The sequence below is a fragment of the Curtobacterium flaccumfaciens pv. betae genome (genome assembly GCF_026241855.1).
Classification (GTDB): Bacteria; Actinomycetota; Actinomycetes; order Actinomycetales; family Microbacteriaceae; genus Curtobacterium; species Curtobacterium flaccumfaciens.
Genome location: NZ_JAPJDC010000001.1, coordinates 2,752,872 through 2,771,592 on the forward strand (window position 1 = coordinate 2,752,872; position 18,721 = coordinate 2,771,592).

Annotated in this window: 15 protein-coding genes; 10 read left to right on the forward strand and 5 right to left on the reverse strand. The window is 71.2% G+C overall.

Annotated features, from left to right (window positions below; translation table 11 throughout):
* Positions 1–60: 60 nt before the first annotated feature.
* Positions 61–1,542: an FGGY-family carbohydrate kinase gene (locus tag ORG17_RS12955; RefSeq protein WP_176709186.1), complete on the reverse strand. Its 1,482-nt coding sequence runs from the start codon at positions 1,540–1,542 to the stop codon at positions 61–63.
* A gap of 125 nt (positions 1,543–1,667) precedes the next feature.
* Between ORG17_RS12955 and ORG17_RS12960 the strand changes: the two genes are divergently transcribed.
* From ORG17_RS12960 to ORG17_RS12970, 3 genes are read left to right on the forward strand one after another with little or no spacing between them, the layout of a single operon-like run.
* Complete coding sequence (locus tag ORG17_RS12960) at positions 1,668–2,744, forward strand: LolA family protein (protein ID WP_214527881.1); 1,077 nt, start codon at positions 1,668–1,670, stop codon at positions 2,742–2,744.
* A 38-nt stretch (positions 2,745–2,782) separates the two neighbouring features.
* Positions 2,783–3,760 (forward strand): ABC transporter ATP-binding protein, encoded by a 978-nt coding sequence (locus ORG17_RS12965; RefSeq protein ID WP_214527887.1) that lies wholly within the window; start codon positions 2,783–2,785, stop codon positions 3,758–3,760.
* On the forward strand, positions 3,747–4,607 hold the full coding sequence (locus ORG17_RS12970; RefSeq protein WP_027466217.1) for an ABC transporter permease: 861 nt from the start codon (positions 3,747–3,749) through the stop codon (positions 4,605–4,607). Before ORG17_RS12965 ends, ORG17_RS12970 begins: the two co-directional genes overlap by 14 nt.
* A gap of 61 nt (positions 4,608–4,668) precedes the next feature.
* Here ORG17_RS12970 and ORG17_RS12975 read toward each other — a convergent pair whose 3' ends face one another.
* From ORG17_RS12975 to ORG17_RS12990, 4 genes are all read right to left on the reverse strand, one after another.
* Complete coding sequence (locus ORG17_RS12975) at positions 4,669–5,730, reverse strand: NADP-dependent oxidoreductase (protein ID WP_051596869.1); 1,062 nt, start codon at positions 5,728–5,730, stop codon at positions 4,669–4,671.
* A 177-nt stretch (positions 5,731–5,907) separates the two neighbouring features.
* On the reverse strand, positions 5,908–6,840 hold the full coding sequence (locus ORG17_RS12980) for a metallophosphoesterase (protein ID WP_214527880.1): 933 nt from the start codon (positions 6,838–6,840) through the stop codon (positions 5,908–5,910).
* Positions 6,841–6,958: 118 nt separating this feature from the next.
* On the reverse strand, positions 6,959–7,300 hold the full coding sequence (locus ORG17_RS12985) for an L-rhamnose mutarotase (RefSeq protein ID WP_214527879.1): 342 nt from the start codon (positions 7,298–7,300) through the stop codon (positions 6,959–6,961).
* Positions 7,297–8,652: an MFS transporter gene (locus ORG17_RS12990; protein WP_214527878.1), complete on the reverse strand. Its 1,356-nt coding sequence runs from the start codon at positions 8,650–8,652 to the stop codon at positions 7,297–7,299. The genes ORG17_RS12985 and ORG17_RS12990 overlap by 4 nt, the downstream gene beginning before the upstream one ends.
* Positions 8,653–9,005: 353 nt before the next feature.
* On the opposite strand from ORG17_RS12990, the gene ORG17_RS12995 reads away from it, so the two are divergent.
* From ORG17_RS12995 to rhaI, 7 genes are all read left to right on the forward strand, one after another.
* Positions 9,006–10,016 (forward strand): LacI family DNA-binding transcriptional regulator, encoded by a 1,011-nt coding sequence (locus ORG17_RS12995; RefSeq protein ID WP_214527877.1) that lies wholly within the window; start codon positions 9,006–9,008, stop codon positions 10,014–10,016.
* A gap of 43 nt (positions 10,017–10,059) precedes the next feature.
* The gene (locus ORG17_RS13000) at positions 10,060–11,166 is read left to right on the forward strand and encodes a LacI family DNA-binding transcriptional regulator (protein WP_214527876.1); all 1,107 of its coding nucleotides are present in this window, start codon (positions 10,060–10,062) and stop codon (positions 11,164–11,166) included.
* Between the two features lie 576 nt (positions 11,167–11,742).
* Positions 11,743–13,062, forward strand: coding sequence for an ABC transporter substrate-binding protein (locus ORG17_RS13005; protein WP_214527875.1), 1,320 nt, complete (start codon positions 11,743–11,745; stop codon positions 13,060–13,062).
* 5 nt (positions 13,063–13,067) lie between these two features.
* A complete protein-coding gene (locus ORG17_RS13010) occupies positions 13,068–14,000 on the forward strand; it encodes a carbohydrate ABC transporter permease (protein ID WP_035809020.1) in 933 nt (310 codons plus the stop codon).
* Positions 14,001–14,101: 101 nt separating this feature from the next.
* Complete coding sequence (locus tag ORG17_RS13015; RefSeq protein WP_027466211.1) at positions 14,102–14,908, forward strand: carbohydrate ABC transporter permease; 807 nt, start codon at positions 14,102–14,104, stop codon at positions 14,906–14,908.
* Positions 14,909–15,027: 119 nt separating this feature from the next.
* Positions 15,028–17,346, forward strand: a complete 2,319-nt coding sequence (locus tag ORG17_RS13020) for a family 78 glycoside hydrolase catalytic domain (RefSeq protein WP_214527873.1) — start codon at positions 15,028–15,030, stop codon at positions 17,344–17,346.
* Positions 17,347–17,544: 198 nt separating this feature from the next.
* The gene (gene rhaI, locus ORG17_RS13025) at positions 17,545–18,717 is read left to right on the forward strand and encodes an L-rhamnose isomerase (RefSeq protein ID WP_214527872.1); all 1,173 of its coding nucleotides are present in this window, start codon (positions 17,545–17,547) and stop codon (positions 18,715–18,717) included.
* The last annotated feature ends 4 nt before the right edge of the window (positions 18,718–18,721 follow it).

Genomic DNA, 18,721 nt, shown 5'->3' on the forward strand with positions numbered 1-18,721 from the left:
CACGCCCGTTCGGGTGTTCGGCACGCGGACACCGGTGTCCCGCGAGCCGTTCCGCGCCGCTCAGCCGCGGGCGGCCAGGCGGTGCACGACGGCCTTCGTCGCCTCGTACAGCTCGCGGTAGTCCCGGTAGCCGGCCTCGTACGCCGCGGTCGCTGCAGGGTCAGGCTCGATCACCGTCGCCGGTGGGTTCCACGCACCGATGTCCACGGTGTCGCTCGGCCCCGCGACCAGCTCGGCAGCCAGGTACGCCGAGCCGAAGCACGCACCGATCGTCACGCTCGGCACCGTCTGCCGCAGCCCGGTGACGTCCGACACGATCGTGGGCCACAGCCGTCCGAGCAGCCCGCCGCCGGCCCCGACGAGTTCGCGGACCTCGACCCCGGCGTCGCGCAGCGCCTCGAGGTGGTGCCGAACCGCGTACGCCGTCGCCTCGAGCGTCGCCCGGTAGATGTCCCCGCGCGTGTGCCGGACCGTCAGTCCCGCGAGCACTCCGCGGGCGTCGGGGTCGGCGATCGGCGTCCGCTCCCCCGCGAAGTACGGCAGCATCAGCAGCCCGTTCGCCCCGATGCCGGAGCACCGCGCTTCCTCGAGCATGGTCGACCACTCGCCGTCGACCAGCCGCCGCAACCAGTCCGTGATCGCCCCGGAGGTCGCCATCCCCCCGGACACGCTCGGCTGGCCCGGGTGCGTGCCGACGGTCGTCCACATCCCCGGCACCGCCGTGGGTTCGGCCGTCGGAACGATCATGAACATCGTGGTTCCGTACTGCAGGAACATCCGGCCCGGCACGGACTCACCGACGCTCACACCCTCGGCCCAGGCGTCGATGGTCCCGGCTGTCACGGGGATGCCGGCCGGGAGGCCCGTGGCCGCGGCTGCCTCGGGCGTCACGACGCCCGCCTGGTCGCCCGACCACAGCAGGCGCGGCATGGCGAGACCGGGCGCCAGTCGGTCGCACCACTCCGGGATCCACCGGTTCACGTGCACGTCGTAGAGGGGTGTCGTCTGGCTGGCCGAGTGGTGGTCGAGGACGTACTCACCCGTCAGCCGCTCGACCACGCGGGACGACGGCATCGTGAACCGGGCAGCCCGCGCCCAGACGTCGGGTTCGTGCCGAGCAAGCCAGGCGAGCTTGACGCCGGCGGCCTGCGTGCTCAGGGCGGAGCCGCAGCGGGCACGGATCGCGCCCTCGCCGCCGAGCTCCGCCGTGACGTCGTCGAGCAGCGTCGCCGTGCGGGTGTCGATGCCGTACAGGATCGCCGGGCCGAGCGGCGCACCGTCGACGTCGGTCAGCAGCGCGCACGGTCCGATGCCGCTCACGCCGACCGCCTGCACCTCGACGTCGGGCACGCGGTCGAGCAGCGAGCGGGTGAGGGCGGTGAACTCTTCCCACCAGACTGCGGAGTCCATCTCGACCAGGCCCTGCTCGGGACGGTCGACGTCGTGTCGGCGGCTCACCTCGGCGAGCACGGTGCCGTCGAACCGGGCCAGCAACGCCTTCGTGCTCGACGTCCCGATGTCCAGACCGAGCACCGCTCGCATGCCGCCTCCTTCGCCGCCACACGACCGCCGCCGGTCGCGCCACGAGTCTACGAGCGACGCCCAGCTGCCTGTCGGGGGCCGGACGTACCGTACCGACGACTCCAATGCTCCACGAGGGGAACCCGATGAAGAAGTCAGCCTGGCTGCCAGCCGTCATCGCACCGGTCGTCGTCGCCGGCGCCGTTGCCGCCCCGATGATCGCGAACGCCGCGAACGACCCGATCGCGGGGACGAACCCCAGCGCGGCGGCCGTCATCGCCAGCATCGCGAAGTCGTCGGACGCCCAGTACTCGGGGAAGCTCTCGCAAACGAGCGCGCTCGGCCTCCCCGAACTGCCGACGGGTTCAGGCGGCTCCTCGCTCGAAGGTGACGCCTCCGACGTGCTCGGGCTGCTCACCGCGTCGCACACCGCCCGGGTCTACGTCGACGGCCCCGACAAGCAGCGCGTCCAGCTGACGCAGCAGCTCGCCGAGCAGGACGTCGTCCGCAACGGCGCGGACGTCTGGACCTGGGACTCGAAGGAGCGCACGGCCACGCACGTGACCCTGCCGAGCGACACCGCGAAGGACCCGCAGGGCGGGACGACCACCCCGGCCGACATCGCGAAGCAGGCCATCGACGCGATCACCCCGACCACCACCGTGTCGAAGCCGACCGAGGTCAGCGTCGCCGGACACGACGCCTGGCAGATCACCCTGACGCCGAAGTCGTCCGACACCCTCGTCGGAGCCGTCCGGTTGGCCGTCGACCAGCAGACCGGACTCCCGCTCCGCGCGAGCGTCCAGGCCGCAGGCGCGGACGACCCCGCGGTGCAGGTCGGGTTCACGAGCCTCGACTACGGCGCCCCGGCAGCCCGGCTCTTCGACTTCACCCCGCCGTCGAACGCCAAGGTCACCGAGAAGGACCTGTCCGAGGCCGGATCCCACGCGAAGGGCGAGCACGGCGACCGCCGTGCCACCCCGAGCGGTGACGAGCCGACCTTCACCGGCACGGGCTGGAGCACCATCGCCGAGCTCCCCGCCGGCACGGTGGACCGGTCCGGGCTCGAGGGCGAGGCCTCCGGCCTGCTCGACCAGCTGACCAAGCCCGTCGACGGCGGCCGTGCCATGCAGACGTCGCTCGTCTCGGTCTACCTGACCGACGACGGCCGAGTGCTCGCAGGTGCCGTGCCGGTCGCCTCCCTGGTCGACGCCGCGAAGTGAGCGCGGACGACCACGAGGTGCGCACCGCCGACCACGAGGTGAGCACGGCCGATCGCGGGGCGAGCTCGGCGGCACCGGCGCCCGACCTGGCGATCCGCACCACGGGCCTCCAGAAGGTGTTCCGCAAGCAGCGCGCGGTCGACGGGATCGACCTGGCGGTGCCGCGCGGCGCGGTGTTCGGGTTCCTCGGGCCGAACGGTTCCGGCAAGACCACCACGATCCGGATGCTGCTCGGGCTCTCGAGCGCGAGCGGCGGCACCATCGAGCTGCTCGGCGAACCGATGCCGAAGGCGCTGCACAACGTCCTGCCCCGCGTCGGCGCGCTCGTCGAGGGGCCGGCCTTCTACCCGTACCTGTCCGGCCGGGCCAACCTGCAGCGCTTCGACGCCGCCGACCCCACCTCGGACCCACGTACCCGCAAGACCCGCGTGGCCGGTGCCCTCGACCGCGTCGGGCTGACCCACGCGGCGGACAAGAAGGCGCACGCGTACTCCCTCGGCATGAAGCAGCGGCTCGGCCTCGCGAACGCCCTGCTGTCCCCGCGCGACCTGCTGGTGCTCGACGAGCCGACCAACGGCCTCGACCCGCAGGGCACGCGCGAGGTCCGCAACCTCATCCGCTCCCTGGCCGACGACGGCACCACGGTGTTCGTGTCGAGCCACCTGCTCGCCGAGATCGAACAGGTCTGCACGCACGCAGCCGTCATGCGGACCGGCAAGATCGTCGCGCAGGGCCCCCTCGACGAGCTGCGCGCAGCCGGGGCCCGGACCGTGACCGTGCGGACGCCCGACGTCGGGCAGGCGGGGTCCGTCCTCACCCGACTCGGGCTCACGCCGCGGCACGACGGCGGGGCCGACGTGCTGGTGGCCGACCTGCCGAACGAGCTGCTGCCCGAGACGATCACCGCGGAGCTCGTGCGCGCCGACGTCCGGGTGCGCGGCCTGACGGTGGGCGGCGGCACCCTCGAGGACCTGTTCGTCGCACTCACCGGAGAGGGATTCGATGTCGCAGCCTGACGCGGCCGTGCGCGACCTGCCCGTCCGCCGCCGGCAGCGCCCGTTCGCACTGCTCGGTTCCGAACTCGCGCTGGTGTTCCGGCGTCGCCGCACCTGGGCGATGCTCGGGGCGCTCGCGCTCGTGCCGATCCTGATCGCGGTCGCCGTGAAGCTCACCACCGACGGCGACGACGGAGGGCCGGCGTTCCTCGGCGACATCACCAACAACGGCCTGTTCGTCGCGTTCACCGCACTGACCGTGTCGATCCCGCTGTTCCTGCCGCTGACCGTCGGCGTGGTCGCCGGTGACACCGTCGCGGGCGAGGCCAGCCACGGCACGATCCGCTACCTGCTCGTCGCGCCGACGGGCCGCGTGCGGTTCATCCTGGTGAAGTTCGCCGGTGCCGTCGCGTTCTGCCTGGCCGCCACCCTGCTGGTGGTGCTGGTCGGTGCGGCGATCGGCGCCGTACTGTTCCCGATCGGCCCCGTCACGCTGCTGTCCGGCACCCAGGTTGGCGGCTGGTCGTACGCTGGCCGTGCCCTGCTGCTCGCGCTGTACGTCGCGATGTCGATGCTCGGGCTCGTGGCGATCGGCATGTTCACGTCGACGCTGACGAACGTGCCGGTCGGCGCGATGGCCGCGACGGTCGTGCTCGCGGGGGCGTCGCAGGTGCTCGACCAGCTCCCCCAGCTCGACTGGCTGCACCCGTTCCTGTTCTCGCACCAGTGGCTCGGGTTCGGCGACCTGCTGCGCGACCCGATCTCGTTCGACTCGTTCGGGTCGAACGCGGTGCTGCAGCTCGGGTACGTCGTGGTGTTCGGGGCGCTGGCCTACAGCCGGTTCGCCTCGAAGGACATCCTGAGCTGACGCGGCAGGGGCCCGGCACGAAGGTGTCGGGCCCCTGCGACGCTCCGCTCGCTCCGCTCGTTCAGCTCGCCGGCGACGCCGATCCGCCGGCCATCGTCTCCGTGTCGGTCCCCCGCGCATCGGCGTACCGGTCGCGCAGGTCACGGGCCTTCTCGGAGCGGTACCAGTCGAGCCGCGCCCCGGTCTCCACCGTCTGCATCCCGATCACGACCTTGCCGCGGGACTTCATCTCCGCCAGGTCCTCGTACGCCTCGACGATGTACTCGAACGGGTAGAAGCCCGAGATCAGGACCTGCACCCGGCGATCCTGCACGGCCTTCGCCAGCAGGGTGAGCAGCTCGCGGGTCTCCTCGTCCTCGGCGGGTGCACGGAGGAACCGGACCTCGATGTCCCGGCGCTCCTCCGACGACACGAACCGCTCCTGGCCGACGCCGAGACGTTCGGCCAGCAGCTCGGCGTTGCTCTCCCCGTGGTTGTCGATGAACGCGGTGATCGGCCGACCGTCGGCGATGTCGCGGATGCGGTCTTCCTCGCCCTCGCCGTAGGCGACGGGCAGCGTGCCGATCTGCCGCAGGTAGTCGTGGTTGCGGGGGCTGCCGAGGGCGATCACGGTCGCGCCGGCGTCGTGCGCCAGCTGGCACTCGATGTGTCCGACGCCACCGGCTGCGGCCGAGATGACGACGGTGTCCTGCGGTCCGAGCCGGAGCGACCGGACGACCGACACCGCGGTGCAGCCCGCCAGGTACAGGCCGCCGGCGACCTCCCACCCGACGTGCTCCGGCTTCTTGATGACGGCGCCGCGCGGCACCGCGATCCAGGTGGCGTGGGCGCCGCCGGTCGGCGCGTGCCCCATCACCTCGTCGCCGATGCGGAGGTCCTTCACGCCGTCGCCCCGCGCGCGCACGATGCCGGCGAAGTCGACGCCCTGGTGTGCGGGGAACTCGAGGTCGACGTGGTCGCGGAGCTTCCCCTCGCGCAGGAACCGTTCGATGTGGTTCAGGCCCGCGGCCACGATCTCGACGACGATCTCGCCCGGTCCGGCCTCGGGCTTCTGCTGGGGGACGAGCTCGACGACGTCGAAGTCGCCGTACCGGTCGTACTGCACTGCACTGCCGACTCGCATGGGTGCTCCTTCGCTCCAGGTGTGCGTCCGTGCTACTCGGTGTTCCCGCACGCAACCCGAAGACGTGGGGTACCGCGGCTGTGGACGTGACCAGACGGCGGACTGGAGGCCCGTGGCGGCGCCGCCACGGGCCTCCAGTCCGTCGTCACGCGCGTCCAGGGCGCGTGGGGACCGGGCTCAGTGCTTGCCGGCGGCCGCGATGACGGCGCGGACCGTCTCGGGGTCGAGGCGGAACGCCCGCGGGTCGGCGTCGCCCCGGGGCACGCGGACCGGTGTCGACCAGACGGAGCCGTCCGCGGCGACGTCGACGACGAGTGCGCCGCTGTCGACGACGGCCGATTCCTCGTCGTACGGCCCGACGATGTCGGTGTCGTTCGCGACACCGGGGGCGACGAGGACCGGGACGCCTGCGAGCGACCCGGCGAAGTGGTGGTGGTAGTGGCCGGCGAGGACGACCCGCACGTCGGAACCACGGATGACGTCGGCGAGCGCCTCGGGGTTCTGCAGGCGGAGGGCCTCGTGCAGCTCGGTCGGGGCGGGCAGCGGCGGGTGGTGCAGGACGACGACGGTGCCGTGCGGGGCGTCGTCCGAGCCACTGCCGGTACCTTCGGCCAGGACTGTGCGTAGGTGCTCGAGCGCCGTGTCGCTGAGCTCGCCGTACCCGGCACCCGGGACGCTCGTGTCGACGGTCACGATCCGACGCCCGCCGACGACCGACTGCCCGGAGACCGGGACCGTCGGCGGCAGGTACTCCATCGTGTGCATCAGCGCCGTGCCGCCCTGGCCCAGGACGTGCCCGTTCGCCAGGACCTGCCGGAAGCCCTCGCGCAGGTCGTGGTTGCCGGGGACCGCGACGAAGGCTGCACCGTGCCGCTCCGCCCAGCCGCCGACCCGGTCCCGCACGGTCGCGTAGGACTCGGGGGTGCCGTCCTCGGAGACGTCGCCGGACACGACCACCAGCCCGATGCCGGGCACCTCGTCGACGTGGGCGAGCAGCCGTTCGAGCGCGGCCGTGGTGTCGACCGCGCCCTGGTGCAGGGCTCCGTCGCCGGTCAGGTGGGTGTCGGAGAGGTGGAGGATGCGGAGGGTCCCGGCTGCTGGCGGCTGCATGCGTCCACGGTAGCCACGGCCCCCGTCAGTCCGGTGCTGCGGGCGCTTGGTGAGCAGGAATGGTCGGGTCGCGCCGGCGGACCCGACCATTCCTGCTCACGAAGTCTGCGTCCGACCGTCAGTCCGGTGCTGCGGCCAGCTGGTCCTCGAGGTTGAACACCTCGGGCAGCACCCGCGCCGTCTGGTCGGCGCGCCCGGTGGCTCCGGCGAAGAGGTCCTGCATGTGCGCCTCCCACGCCGTGGCCACCTCGGACGCGGCGAGCGCGGCGTCCGCATCGGCCACCGAGTCCGTCTCGTAGTACCCGATGAGCAGTCCGTCGTCGTCGAGGAACAGCGAGTAGTTCCGCCGCCCCGCCGCCGCAATCGCCCGGAGCATCGTCGGCCACACGGCGGCGTGCCGCTCGCGGTAGGCGTCGAGCAGCTCGACCTGCACCTGCAGCCGGAAGCAAACGCGGGTCACCGTCCGGCCTGTTCGCGGCGACGCTGCTCGGCGTCGTGGACGGTTCGCTCGTCGGCGGTGCGGACCGTCCCGGTGACCGTGGTGACGGTGCCGTAGCGCTCGGCTTCGATCGCCTCGAGGGTCTTGCCCTGGGTGCGCGGCGCCCAGATCGTGCCGACCAGGAACGACAGCGCGAGGAGCCCGAGGATCAGGCCGCCGAGGGCCCGCAGCCCGATGTCCGACAGCAGCAGCGGGAACCAGATGCTCAAGAGGCCGACCATGACGCGGGCGGCCAGGAACAGCACGCCCTGGGCGCTGGCGCGATACCGGGTGGCGAAGAGCTCGCTCGTCCACAGGCCGTAGAACGCCTGCGCGCCGATGCCCGACGAGATGCCCCACGCCACGGCGAAGAACAGCAGGGTGCCGAGGTTGGCGGGCGCGTAGATGAGCACGGCCCACGCGATGATCGCCAGCACGGCGCCGGCGGCGTAGAGCGCGCGGCGGCTGACCCGGTCGGCGTACCGCATGAAGCCGAAGTACGTCGCGGCCACCGTGCAGCCCCAGACCAGGATCTGCAGTCCGTACTGCTCGGTGACGCTCGTGACCCCGGTCGCCGCGTACACCCGGGGCTGGAAGATGCCGGCCTGCCCGGCGACGGTGTTCCAGAGCGCGTAGACGCCGAACAGGAACAGCATCGCGGTCAGGTTCTTCCGGCGGCTGAACAGCTGCGTGATCCCGTGGAAGAAGTTCGCCGTGCCGGTGGCCGCGCGCTCGTCCTTCCAGATCGCCGACTCGGGCAGCCCGCGGCGGAGCCACCACACGATCGCGGCGACGACGAACAGGTGGGCGAAGATGAGGCGGCTGCCGAGCAGGCCGAGCGGTGCCGCGGCGATCGCCAGGGCGAACCCGACCATCGGCCCGATCGACCACGCGAGCTGTGCCGTGCCGACGTGGGCCGCACGCTTGTCCGCGGGGGCCTGCTCGGCGATGTAGGTCCAGCTCGCCGGGACGCCCGCGCCGACGGCGATGCCGGTCAGGATGAAGCCGACCAGGAGCATGCCGTAGCTGCCGGCGAACACCGCGAGCAGGATGCCGAGCATGTAGAGGAGCAGGTCGTACGTGTAGATGAACTTCCGGCCGTACCGGTCGCACAGCGGTCCGCCGACGATCGCGCCGACGGCGGCACCGAAGGCGTTCGCGGACAGGCTCGCGAGCAGGCCGACCTCGAGGTCGCCGATCCGGAACTCCACCTGCCACAGGCTGAGGCTCGTGGCGATCGCGATGATCGACCCCGACTCGATGTAGTTCGACATGGCCACCGAGACAGTGGCCTTCCAGCCCGTGGTGTTCCGGGCTCCGATGCGGACCGCCATTGGTCCTCCGTTCGCGTGTTCGTCGGTGAATCGTTTCAACGGGACGACGAGGACGATAGCGCTCCGGTGCGCGCGCTGGCAAGAGCGGGTTCGCACGGCTGCTCCTCGCACCGTGCGAGGGGGCGCTCGCCCCACGCGAGGTTGCGCCCGCACCGTGCGAGGGGGCGTTCGCGTCGTGCGAGGGGGCGCTCGCACCGTGCGAGGTCGCGCCTCGCACCGTGCGCGGGCAGTGGACGCGACCACCCCACGGACGGGAGGCCCGGCACCGGCCCGCCCCGCGCCTCCCGTCCGCGTTTTCCACAGATCACGGCGCGGGCCGACCGCGCGGACCGCGCCGATGCCAGGATGGCCACATGGCGGTCAGTGTGCGAGAGGTGGCAGCGCTCGCGGGCGTGTCCCTCGGCACGGTGTCGAACGTGCTGAACCGCCCCGACAAGGTCGCTCCCGGCACGGTGGAACGCGTGCAGTCGGCGATCGCGACGCTCGGGTTCGTGCGCAACGACTCCGCACGGCAGCTCCGGGCCGGACGCAGCTCCACCGTCGGGCTCATCGTGCTCGACGGCGGCAACCCGTTCTTCACCGACGTCGCCCGGGGTGCCGAGGACGCCGCGATGGACAACGGCCTCGCGGTGCTGATCGGCAACTCCGACGAGTCGACCGACCGCGAACGCACCTACGTCGACCTGTTCGAGGAACGCCGTGTCGCCGGACTCCTGATCTCCCCCGCCGGGGACGACCTGTCCCGCCTCGCGCGGCTGCGTGACCAGGGCACCGCCGTGGTGCTGGTGGACCGTCGCGCCGACGACGAGCACTTCGCCTCGATCTCGGTCGACGACATCGCCGGCGGCCGCATCGCGGTCGAGCACCTCGCGGCGATCGGCCGCACCCACATCGCCTTCGTCGGCGGGCCGTTCGGCATCCGCCAGGTCGCCGACCGGCACGCCGGGGCACTCGCCGCCGCACAGGCCGCGGGCATCCGGCTCGAAGCCCTGCCGACCACCTCGCTGTCCGTGCTCGAAGGGCGCCGCATCGGCGAAGCGATCCAGGCACGGCCGGCCACCGAACGCCCGGACGCCGTCTTCGCCGCCAACGACCTGCTCGCCGTCGGGCTCGAACAGGCCTTCATCATGCGCGGCACCATCGCGGTGCCCGAGCAGATCGCCATCGTCGGTTACGACGACATCGCGTTCGCCGAGTCCGCCGTGGTCCCGCTGACGTCGGTGCGGCAGCCCGCGCAGGACCTCGGTCGTCGCGCGATCGAACTCCTGACGAAGCAGGTCGAGCAGGGGCAGGACATCGACCTCGAGCACGTGGAGTTCACACCGGAGCTCGTGGTGCGGCAGTCCTCCGTCGCCGACGCCTAGGGCGCGGTCCGGACACGGCTCCCCCGCCGCCTACGATCGGAGCATGGTGCATGTCCCCCGGCGCGACGGTCCGCCGAGCGTGCACCACGTCGCAGCCCGGGCCGGGGTCTCGCTCGCGACCGTCTCGAACGTCCTGAACCACCCTGAGCGGGTCGCCGACGCGACCGCCGCACGCGTGCGGGACGCGATCGACGCGCTCGGGTACACGCCGAACCGCAACGCCCGGGCGCTGGTGTCCGGCAGCACGCGCGCGATCGGCCTGGTGGTGATGTCGCTGCGGAACTCCCTGTTCAGCGACATGGTCAACGGCGCACAGCTGGCCGCACGGGAACGCGGCTTCACCCTGCTGATCGCCAGCAGCGAGGACGACCTGCAGGCGCAGGGCGAACACCTCGCCTACCTCGAGAGCGCCCGGGTGTCGGGGATCCTGCTCGCCTCGATGACGGAGTCCCGCGACCAGGTCGAGGTCGCGCGGCGCCACGGCCGACCCGTCGTGTACGTCAACTACGAACCGACCGAACTCGACGCGTGCGCGGTGGTCGTGGACAACGAGCAGGCCGGGTTCCTGGCGGCCGAGCACCTGATCGACCGCGGCTGCCGACGCATCGGGTTCGTGAGCGCCCGTCCGGACCTGCAGCCCGTCGACCGCCGACGGGCCGGGGTGCTGCGGGCCGTCGCGGAGCACCCGGGGGTCGAGCTCGTCGACGTCGACGCCGGGGACATCGACCCGCCGGGTGGCACCGACGCCGGGCTCCGCATCGCCCGGATGCCCGAGGACGAACGCCCCGACGGGGTGCTGGGTGTGACCGACCTGCTCGCGATGGCCGTCGTCTCCGAACTCCGGGCCGCCGGGATCCGCGTTCCCGAGGACATCCCCGTGTCGGGCTGCGACCACAACTCCGTGGCGTGGGGCGGTGCGGTGCCGCTGACCTCGGTGACGATGCACGGCTCGGAGATGGGTGCGGCCGCGGTGGAACTGCTGCTCGAGGAACTCACCAACCCGATGCACGTGCACCGGACCGTCGTGCTCGGCAGCGAGCTGGTGCCGCGCGAGAGCACGCTCGGTCGCGAGGGCGCGGCCGCAGCAGCCGCCGCGGCCGCCGTCGCGGGCACGATCACGTCGAGCGACCCGAGGCGCACCGAGGCCTGACCGGCGGCGGACCAACCCGCGAGAGCGACACATCCGCAGGTGGCCACGCCGTCCGGTCCGCCAGAGCGACAGATCGGCGCGAACGTTCGGCGGCGCGCTGTCGCCTTCGCGGGCCACGGGCGGCGGGCCGGCACGTCGGCGCGCACGGGCGGTGCGGGCAGCGGGAGCGGGCCACGGGCCGGCGCGCCGGCGCGCACGAGGCGACGCGGGCCCGCGGACGCGACCGGGCACCGGACGGGAGGCGCGGGGCGGGGCCGGCACGGGCCTCCCGGCCGGCGGGCGGCGCGACCACTGCACGGTGCAGCACCGCAGGTCGGTTCGGTGCGAGGTGCCGCACTCCGTGCGAGCCCGCGAGCCCGTCACGGAGTGTGGAACCTCGCACCAGACGAATGGACAAGTGAGCGAGCTGCGGGATCGCGTAACGAAATCGGCACAGCGATTGACACGCTTCAATCCGCGTGGTTCCATCCTGATTGAAACGTTCTAAAACGCAGTAACCGGACCCCGCGACGGCGCGGGATCCGGGTCCGTTTCACCCGGGGTACCCCAGCCCCGGGCCTTACGAGGAGGTAAGGAATGTCAGTTCGTTCCATGACCAAGCGCGCGATCGCCATCGGCGGCGCAACGGTCCTGATCGGCGGGCTCGCAGCGTGCTCGTCCGGCGGCTCCGCCGACGAAGGCGGCGGCAAGGTCGAGATCACCTACCAGGCCGACAACGCCCCGGCCACCGCGGCCACCGCGAAGCCGCTCATCGAGGCCTTCGAGAAGGCCAACCCCGACATCACCGTCAAGTTCGACACCCGACCCCAGGGCACCGACGGCGACAACCTGATCAAGACCCGCCTGTCGACCGGCGAGGCCGCCGACGTCTTCAACTACAACTCCGGCTCGCTCATGCAGGCCCTCAACCCGGACAACACCCTGGTGGACCTGTCCGACGAGAAGTGGGCGGGCGACGTCGACCCGCAGTTCACCAAGGTCGTCAGCACCGACAAGGGCATGTACGGCGCCCCGTTCGGCACGAGCTTCGGCGGTGCGGTGCTCTACAACACGAAGGTCTACGACGACCTCGGCCTCAAGGTCCCGACCACCTGGGACGAGTTCATCAGCAACAGCGAGAAGATCAAGGACGCGGGCGACGTCGCCCCGATCATCCAGACCTACGGCGACACCTGGACGAGCCAGCTGTTCGTCCTCGGTGACTTCGCGAACATCACCGCGCAGGACGAGAAGTGGGCGGACGACTACACCGCCAACAAGGAGTCCTACGCCGACGAACCCGCACTCGCCGGGTTCCAGCACCTCGCCGAGGGCAAGGACAAGGACCTCTACAACGAGGACTACGCCTCGGCCACGCAGGCGAACGGCCTGAAGATGCTGGCCGACGGCACCGGCGCGCAGTACCCGATGCTCACGAACGCGATCTCCGCGATCCAGCAGGACTCCCCCGACGCCGTCGACGACATCGGCGCGTTCGCCCTGCCGGCCGAGGACGCCGCGGACACGAACCTGACGATCTGGGAGCCGAACGGCCTGTACATCCCGAAGACGACCACCGGTGACAAGCTGGCGGCGGCGAAGAAGTTCATCGCCTTCGCGAACTCCACCGAGGGCTGCCAGGTGCAGAACGACACCGGCACCCCCGCCGGCCCGTACGTCATCTCGACCTGCTCGCTGCCGGACGACGTGCCCCCGATGATCGACGACCTGCAGAAGTACCTGGACGACGGCAAGGCGAGCCCCGCGCTCGAGTTCCTGTCCCCGATCAAGGGCCCGAACCTCGAGAAGATCTGCGTGCAGGTCGGCTCGGGCATCACCACCGCGAGCAAGGGCGCCGACCAGTACGACGACGACGTCGTCCAGCAGGCACAGCAGCTCGGCATCAAGGGCTGGTGATCGGTGTGACCGCGACCCTCACGACGGCGGTGGCCCCGCCGCAGACACGCAAGGCCGGCCGCCCCGGACCAGCGCGCAAGCGGATGCGCTCGTTCTACCCCGCGTGGTTCTTCATCCCCGCGATCGCGCTGTACGTCGTGTTCTTCGCGGTCCCGACCTTCGCCGGGTTCTACTTCTCGCTCACCCGCTGGACGCTGTTCGACCAGACCTTCATCGGCTTCGACAACTTCGTCCGGTTCTTCCAGGACCCGCAGCTCGTCTCCGGGTTCGTGCACACCTTCCAGTACGGCTTCGTGACGAGCGCGGCGAAGGTGGTCCTCGGACTCGCCCTCGCCCTGCTCCTCACGTCGCCCGTGCTGGGGCGCGGCTACCTGCGGGCGGTCGTGTTCTTCCCGGTGCTCGTGTCGACCATCGGCATCGGCATCACGTTCAAGGCGCTGATGGACCCGTTCCACGGGATCATCAACGGCGTGCTGGGTTCGGTCGGCCTGCCCACCCCTGGTTGGCTGACCGACCCGGCGCTCGCCCTGTGGAGCGTCGCAGCGGTGGACGTCTGGAAGGGCGTCGGCATCGCGACGCTCATCTTCATCGCCGGCATCGTGGCGATCCCGCAAGAGTACTTCGAGGCGGCACGGGTGGACGGCGCGAGCGCGTGGTCGATCTTCCGGAACATCACGTTGCCGCTGTCCCGCCCCGCGATGGGCACGGTCATCATCCTGTCGCTCATCGGCGGCCTGCGGTCGTTCGACCTGATCTGGGCGATGACCGGCGGCGGGCCGGGGTTCACCAGCGACGTGATCGCGAGCGTGATCTACAAGCAGTACCAGGCCGGGTTCTACGGCCTGTCCACCGCCGGCAACGTGGTCCTGTTCGTCGTCGTCACGGCGATCATGGTCCCCGTCTCGTGGCTCCTCAACCGCAAGGAGGCGGAACTGTGACCGCCGTCACCACCCACGGGACCGGTCACGCGCCGGCGTCCGGCAGCCGCCGCCCGACACCGGCGAGCCGGAACCGCCACCCCGGGCGTGCCCGCCGGTGGATCATCGGCTCGATCGCCATCGTCGTCAGCTTCGTCGTCTTCCTGGTGCCGTTCGTGTTCGTCCTGCTCCAGGCGGCGAAGAACCCCGCCGAGGCGAACCAGCTCGGCTTCAGCCTGCCGACGGACTGGCAGCTGTGGCAGAACCTGCAGGCGGTGTTCCAGAGCGGCGACGGCGGGATCCTCCGCGCGTTCTGGAACAGCGCCCTGCTGACCGTCGGCAGCGTCACCGTCATGGTCGTGTTCTCCGCGATGGTCGGGTACGTCCTGCAGCGGCGGCCGAGCAAGTGGAACGGCCTGATCAACTTCTTCGTGCTGGCGGGGCTCATCGTGCCGCCGGCGATCGTGCCGACCATCTGGGTGCTGCAGGGGCTCAACCTGTTCAAGACCATGGGCGGGATGATCCTCATCGAGGCGACCTTCGGCCTGTCGTTCTGCATCCTGCTGTTCCGGGCGTTCGTCGCGACGATCCCGAAGGAACTCGACGAGGCCGCCGTGCTCGACGGCGCCGGCCCGATCCGCCTGTTCTTCGGGGTGGTGCTGCCACTGCTCAAGCCGGTGATCATCACGGTCGTGCTCGTGCAGTCGGTGACGGTGTTCAACGACTTCACGAACCCGCTGTACTTCCTGCCGGGGTCCGAGAACGCGACGGTGCAGCAGACGCTCTACGCGTTCCAGAGCCAGTCGGTCAGCCAGCTGAACCTGCTGTTCACCGACGTGCTGCTCATCACGATCCCGCCGCTGATCCTCTACGTCTTCTTCAACCGTCAGATCGTCGCCGGCATGACCAGCGGCGCCGTCAAGGGCTGACCGCCCACCCCGGCCGGGAGGCGCGCCCCGCCTCCGCCACACCGCCCACCCGGGCGGACGGCCGGGCCCACGACCCCCGCACCGGTCGACGACGACCGGTCGCGTGAAAGGACCACCACATGACCACCTGGACCGCACCGTTCATCGCGGCCGACACCGACCTCGGCAGCGCCCCGATCCTGCGTCGGGAGTTCCCCCTCGACGACGGCCACGGCGCCGTCACCGCCGCCACCCTCGACGTCAGCGCCCTCGGCGTCGTCGAGGCCTGGCTCGGCGGGCAGCGCGTCTCCGACCACCTGCTCGAACCGGGGTGGACGAGCTACGAGTGGCGCATCCGCGTCGTCTCGCACGACGTCACCGAGCACCTGTCCGACACGCTCCCCGGCCAGCCTGCCGTGCTCGCGCTCGTCGTCGGCAACGGCTGGGCCGCCGGACGACTGGCCTGGGGCGGCGGTGGCGGCTGGTACACCGACGAGCGTGCCGGGTTCGCCGAGCTCCGGATCACCTTCGCCGACGGGCACGAGCAGCACGTCGCGACCGACACCGACTGGCAGGCCCTGTCGAGCGCGATCACCGCGGACCAGCTCTACGACGGGCAGGACATCGACGCCCGACTCCGCGACGGCTCGTTCCTGACGCCCGGCGAGGTCACCGTGCCCAGCGTCGACGGGCACCGGGGGCGGACGAGCACGGTGCACACGGTCGACATCGGCGAGCGCGAACTCGTCGCCGACACGGTGCCGCCGGTGCGCCCGCTCGCCGAGATCGCCCCGGTGGCGATCTGGACGAGCCCGTCGGGAGCGACCCTGCTCGACTTCGGCGTGAACCTGGTCGGGTGGCTCCGGGTCACCGCGACCGGCCCGGCCGGCACCGTGCTCACCCTGCAGCACGCCGAGGTGCTCGAGCACGACGAGCTCGGCACCCGCCCCCTACGCACCGCGAAGGCGACGGACCACTTCACCCTGCGTGGTGACGACGAGCCCGAGAAGTTCGAGCCCCGGTTCACGTTCCACGGGTTCCGGTACGCGCAGGTCGACGGCTGGCCGGGCACCCACGACGAACTCCGCGCCGCGGTCACCGCCGTGCAGGTCGGGTCGGACCTCACCCGCACCGGCACGTTCGCGTCGAGCCACGAGCTGCTGAACACCTTCCACGACAACGTCGTCCGGGGCATGCAGGGCAACTTCCTGAGCGTGCCGACGGACTGCCCGCAGCGCGACGAGCGACTCGGCTGGACGGGCGACATCGCCGCGTTCGCCCCGACGGCCTCGTACCTGTTCGACACGCGCACGTTCCTGGCCGACTGGCTGCGCGACGTCTGGCTCGAGCAGCAGCACGCCGACGGGGTCATCCCGTTCGTGGTGCCGGACGTGCTGAAGTACTCCCCCGCCGAGGACTTCGGCACGCCCGACGCGACCGCCGTCTGGTCGGACGCCGGCGTCTGGGTGCCGTGGACCCTGTACCAGGCGTACGGCGACACCGCGGTGCTCGAGGAGCAGTTCGACTCGATGGCCGCACACCTGCGCCGGGTCCGTGACCACCTGTCCCCGGAGGACCTGTGGGACACCGTGTTCCAGTTCGGCGACTGGCTCGACCCGGACGCCCCGCCCGAGGCCCCGGCCGACGCGAAGGCCGACAAGGGCGTCGTCGCGACGATCTGCGCCTACCGGTCCGCGACGATCGTGGCGGACGCGGCGGAGCTGTTGGGTGGTCACGAGGCGGAAGCAGCGGAGTTCCGGGAACTCGCCACGCGCCTCCAGGCCGGGTTCCGCACCCACTACCTGCAGGACGACGGGCGGATCCTGTCGGACGCGACCACGGTGTACACGCTGGCGATCGTGTTCGGGATCCTGTCCGAGCAGGAGCAGGCCGTGGCCGGCGAGCGTCTCGCCGAGCTGGTCGAAGCGTCCGGGTACCGGATCTCGACGGGCTTCGCCGGGACCCCGTTCATCACCGACGCGCTGACGCAGACGGGCCACCTGGAGGACGCCTACCGGCTGCTGCTGCAGACGGAGTGCCCGTCGTGGCTGTACCCGGTGACGATGGGCGCGACGACGGTGTGGGAGCGGTGGGACTCGATGCTGCCGGACGGCACGATCAACCCGGGTGAGATGACCTCGTTCAACCACTACGCACTCGGCGCCGTGGCGGACTGGATGCACCGGGTGGTGGGTGGCCTGTCGCCGCTGTCACCGGGGTACTCGGCCGTCCTGATCGCGCCGCAGCCGGGCGGTGGACTGACGTGGGCGGAGACCTCGCTCGACACCGTGCACGGGCACGTCGCCGTGCGGTGGGAGCTCGTCGACGGGGAGTTGCGCGTCCGGGCGACCGTGCCCGAGGGCGTCTCGGCCGTGGTGCGCCTGCCGGGTGCGCCCGAGCAGCGGGTCGGCGGCGGAACGCACGACCTCCGCGCCCCCGCCGCGGTCCCCGCCGGGTAGGCCCCTGGCTCGCGGTGCCCGTCCGTCGCACAACCAAAGTGCCTTCGAACCACACGATCGCGCGGCTCGAATGCACTTTGGTTGTGCGGCGGGGAACGGCACCGGGGCAGCGACGCCCACCACACCACCACGGTTGCGGCAGACCGCCGCGCGCCGTACTGTATGAAACGATTCAATCGCACACGAGGAAGTGACACGATGACATCGACCCCGAGCTTCGCCGGCATCGCCGACCAGCTGACACGACAGCAGATCGAGCTGCCCAGCTGGGCCTTCGGCAACTCCGGCACCCGCTTCAAGGTGTTCAGCACGCCGGGTACCCCGCGCGACCCGTACGAGAAGATCGCCGACGCCGCCCAGGTGCACGAGTACACCGGCCTGGCCCCCAGCGTCGCGTTGCACATCCCCTGGGACCTGGTCGACGACTTCGCCGACCTCAAGCGCCACGCCGAGGAGCACGGGGTGTCGCTCGGCACCGTCAACTCGAACACGTTCCAGGACGACGACTACAAGTTCGGCGCCCTGACCCACGTCGACGAAGCGATCCGGCAGAAGGCGATCGACCACCACCTGCGCTGCATCGACGTGATGGACGCCACCGGTAGCCGCGACCTGAAGATCTGGCTCGCCGAGGGCTCGAACTACCCCGGTCAAGAGGACATGCGCTCCCGCCAGGACCGCCTGCACGAGTCGCTCTCGACGATCTACGACCGCCTCGGTGCCGATCAGCGTCTGGTGCTCGAGTACAAGTTCTTCGAGCCGTCGTTCTACCACACGGACGTCCCCGACTGGGGCACGAGCTACGTGCAGACGGCGACACTCGGGCCGAAGGCGATGGTCTGCCTCGACACCGGCCACCACGCCCCCGGCACGAACATCGAGTTCATCGTGATGCAGCTCCTGCGCCTCGGCAAGCTCGGTTCCTTCGACTTCAACTCGCGCTTCTACGCCGACGACGACCTGATCGTGGGCGCCGCGGACCCGTTCCAGCTGTTCCGGATCCTGGTCGAGGTCATCCGCGGCGGCGGCTACGACAACCCCGACGTGGCGTTCATGCTCGACCAGTGCCACAACGTCGAGGACAAGATCCCCGGCCAGATCCGCTCGGTGCTCAACGTGCAGGAGATGACGGCCCGCGCGCTGCTCCTCGACCGTGTCGCACTGACCGCCGCACAAGAGGCGCACGACGTCCTCGGCGCGAACGAGGTCTTCATGGACGCGTACCAGACCGACGTCCGGAAGGACCTGGCCGAGTGGCGCGAGTCCCGCGGGCTGCCGGCGAACCCGATGCGCGCCTACCTGGAGTCCGGGTACCAGCAGTCGATCGCGGCGGACCGCGTCGGCGGCGTCCAGGCCGGCTGGGGCGCGTAGGAAC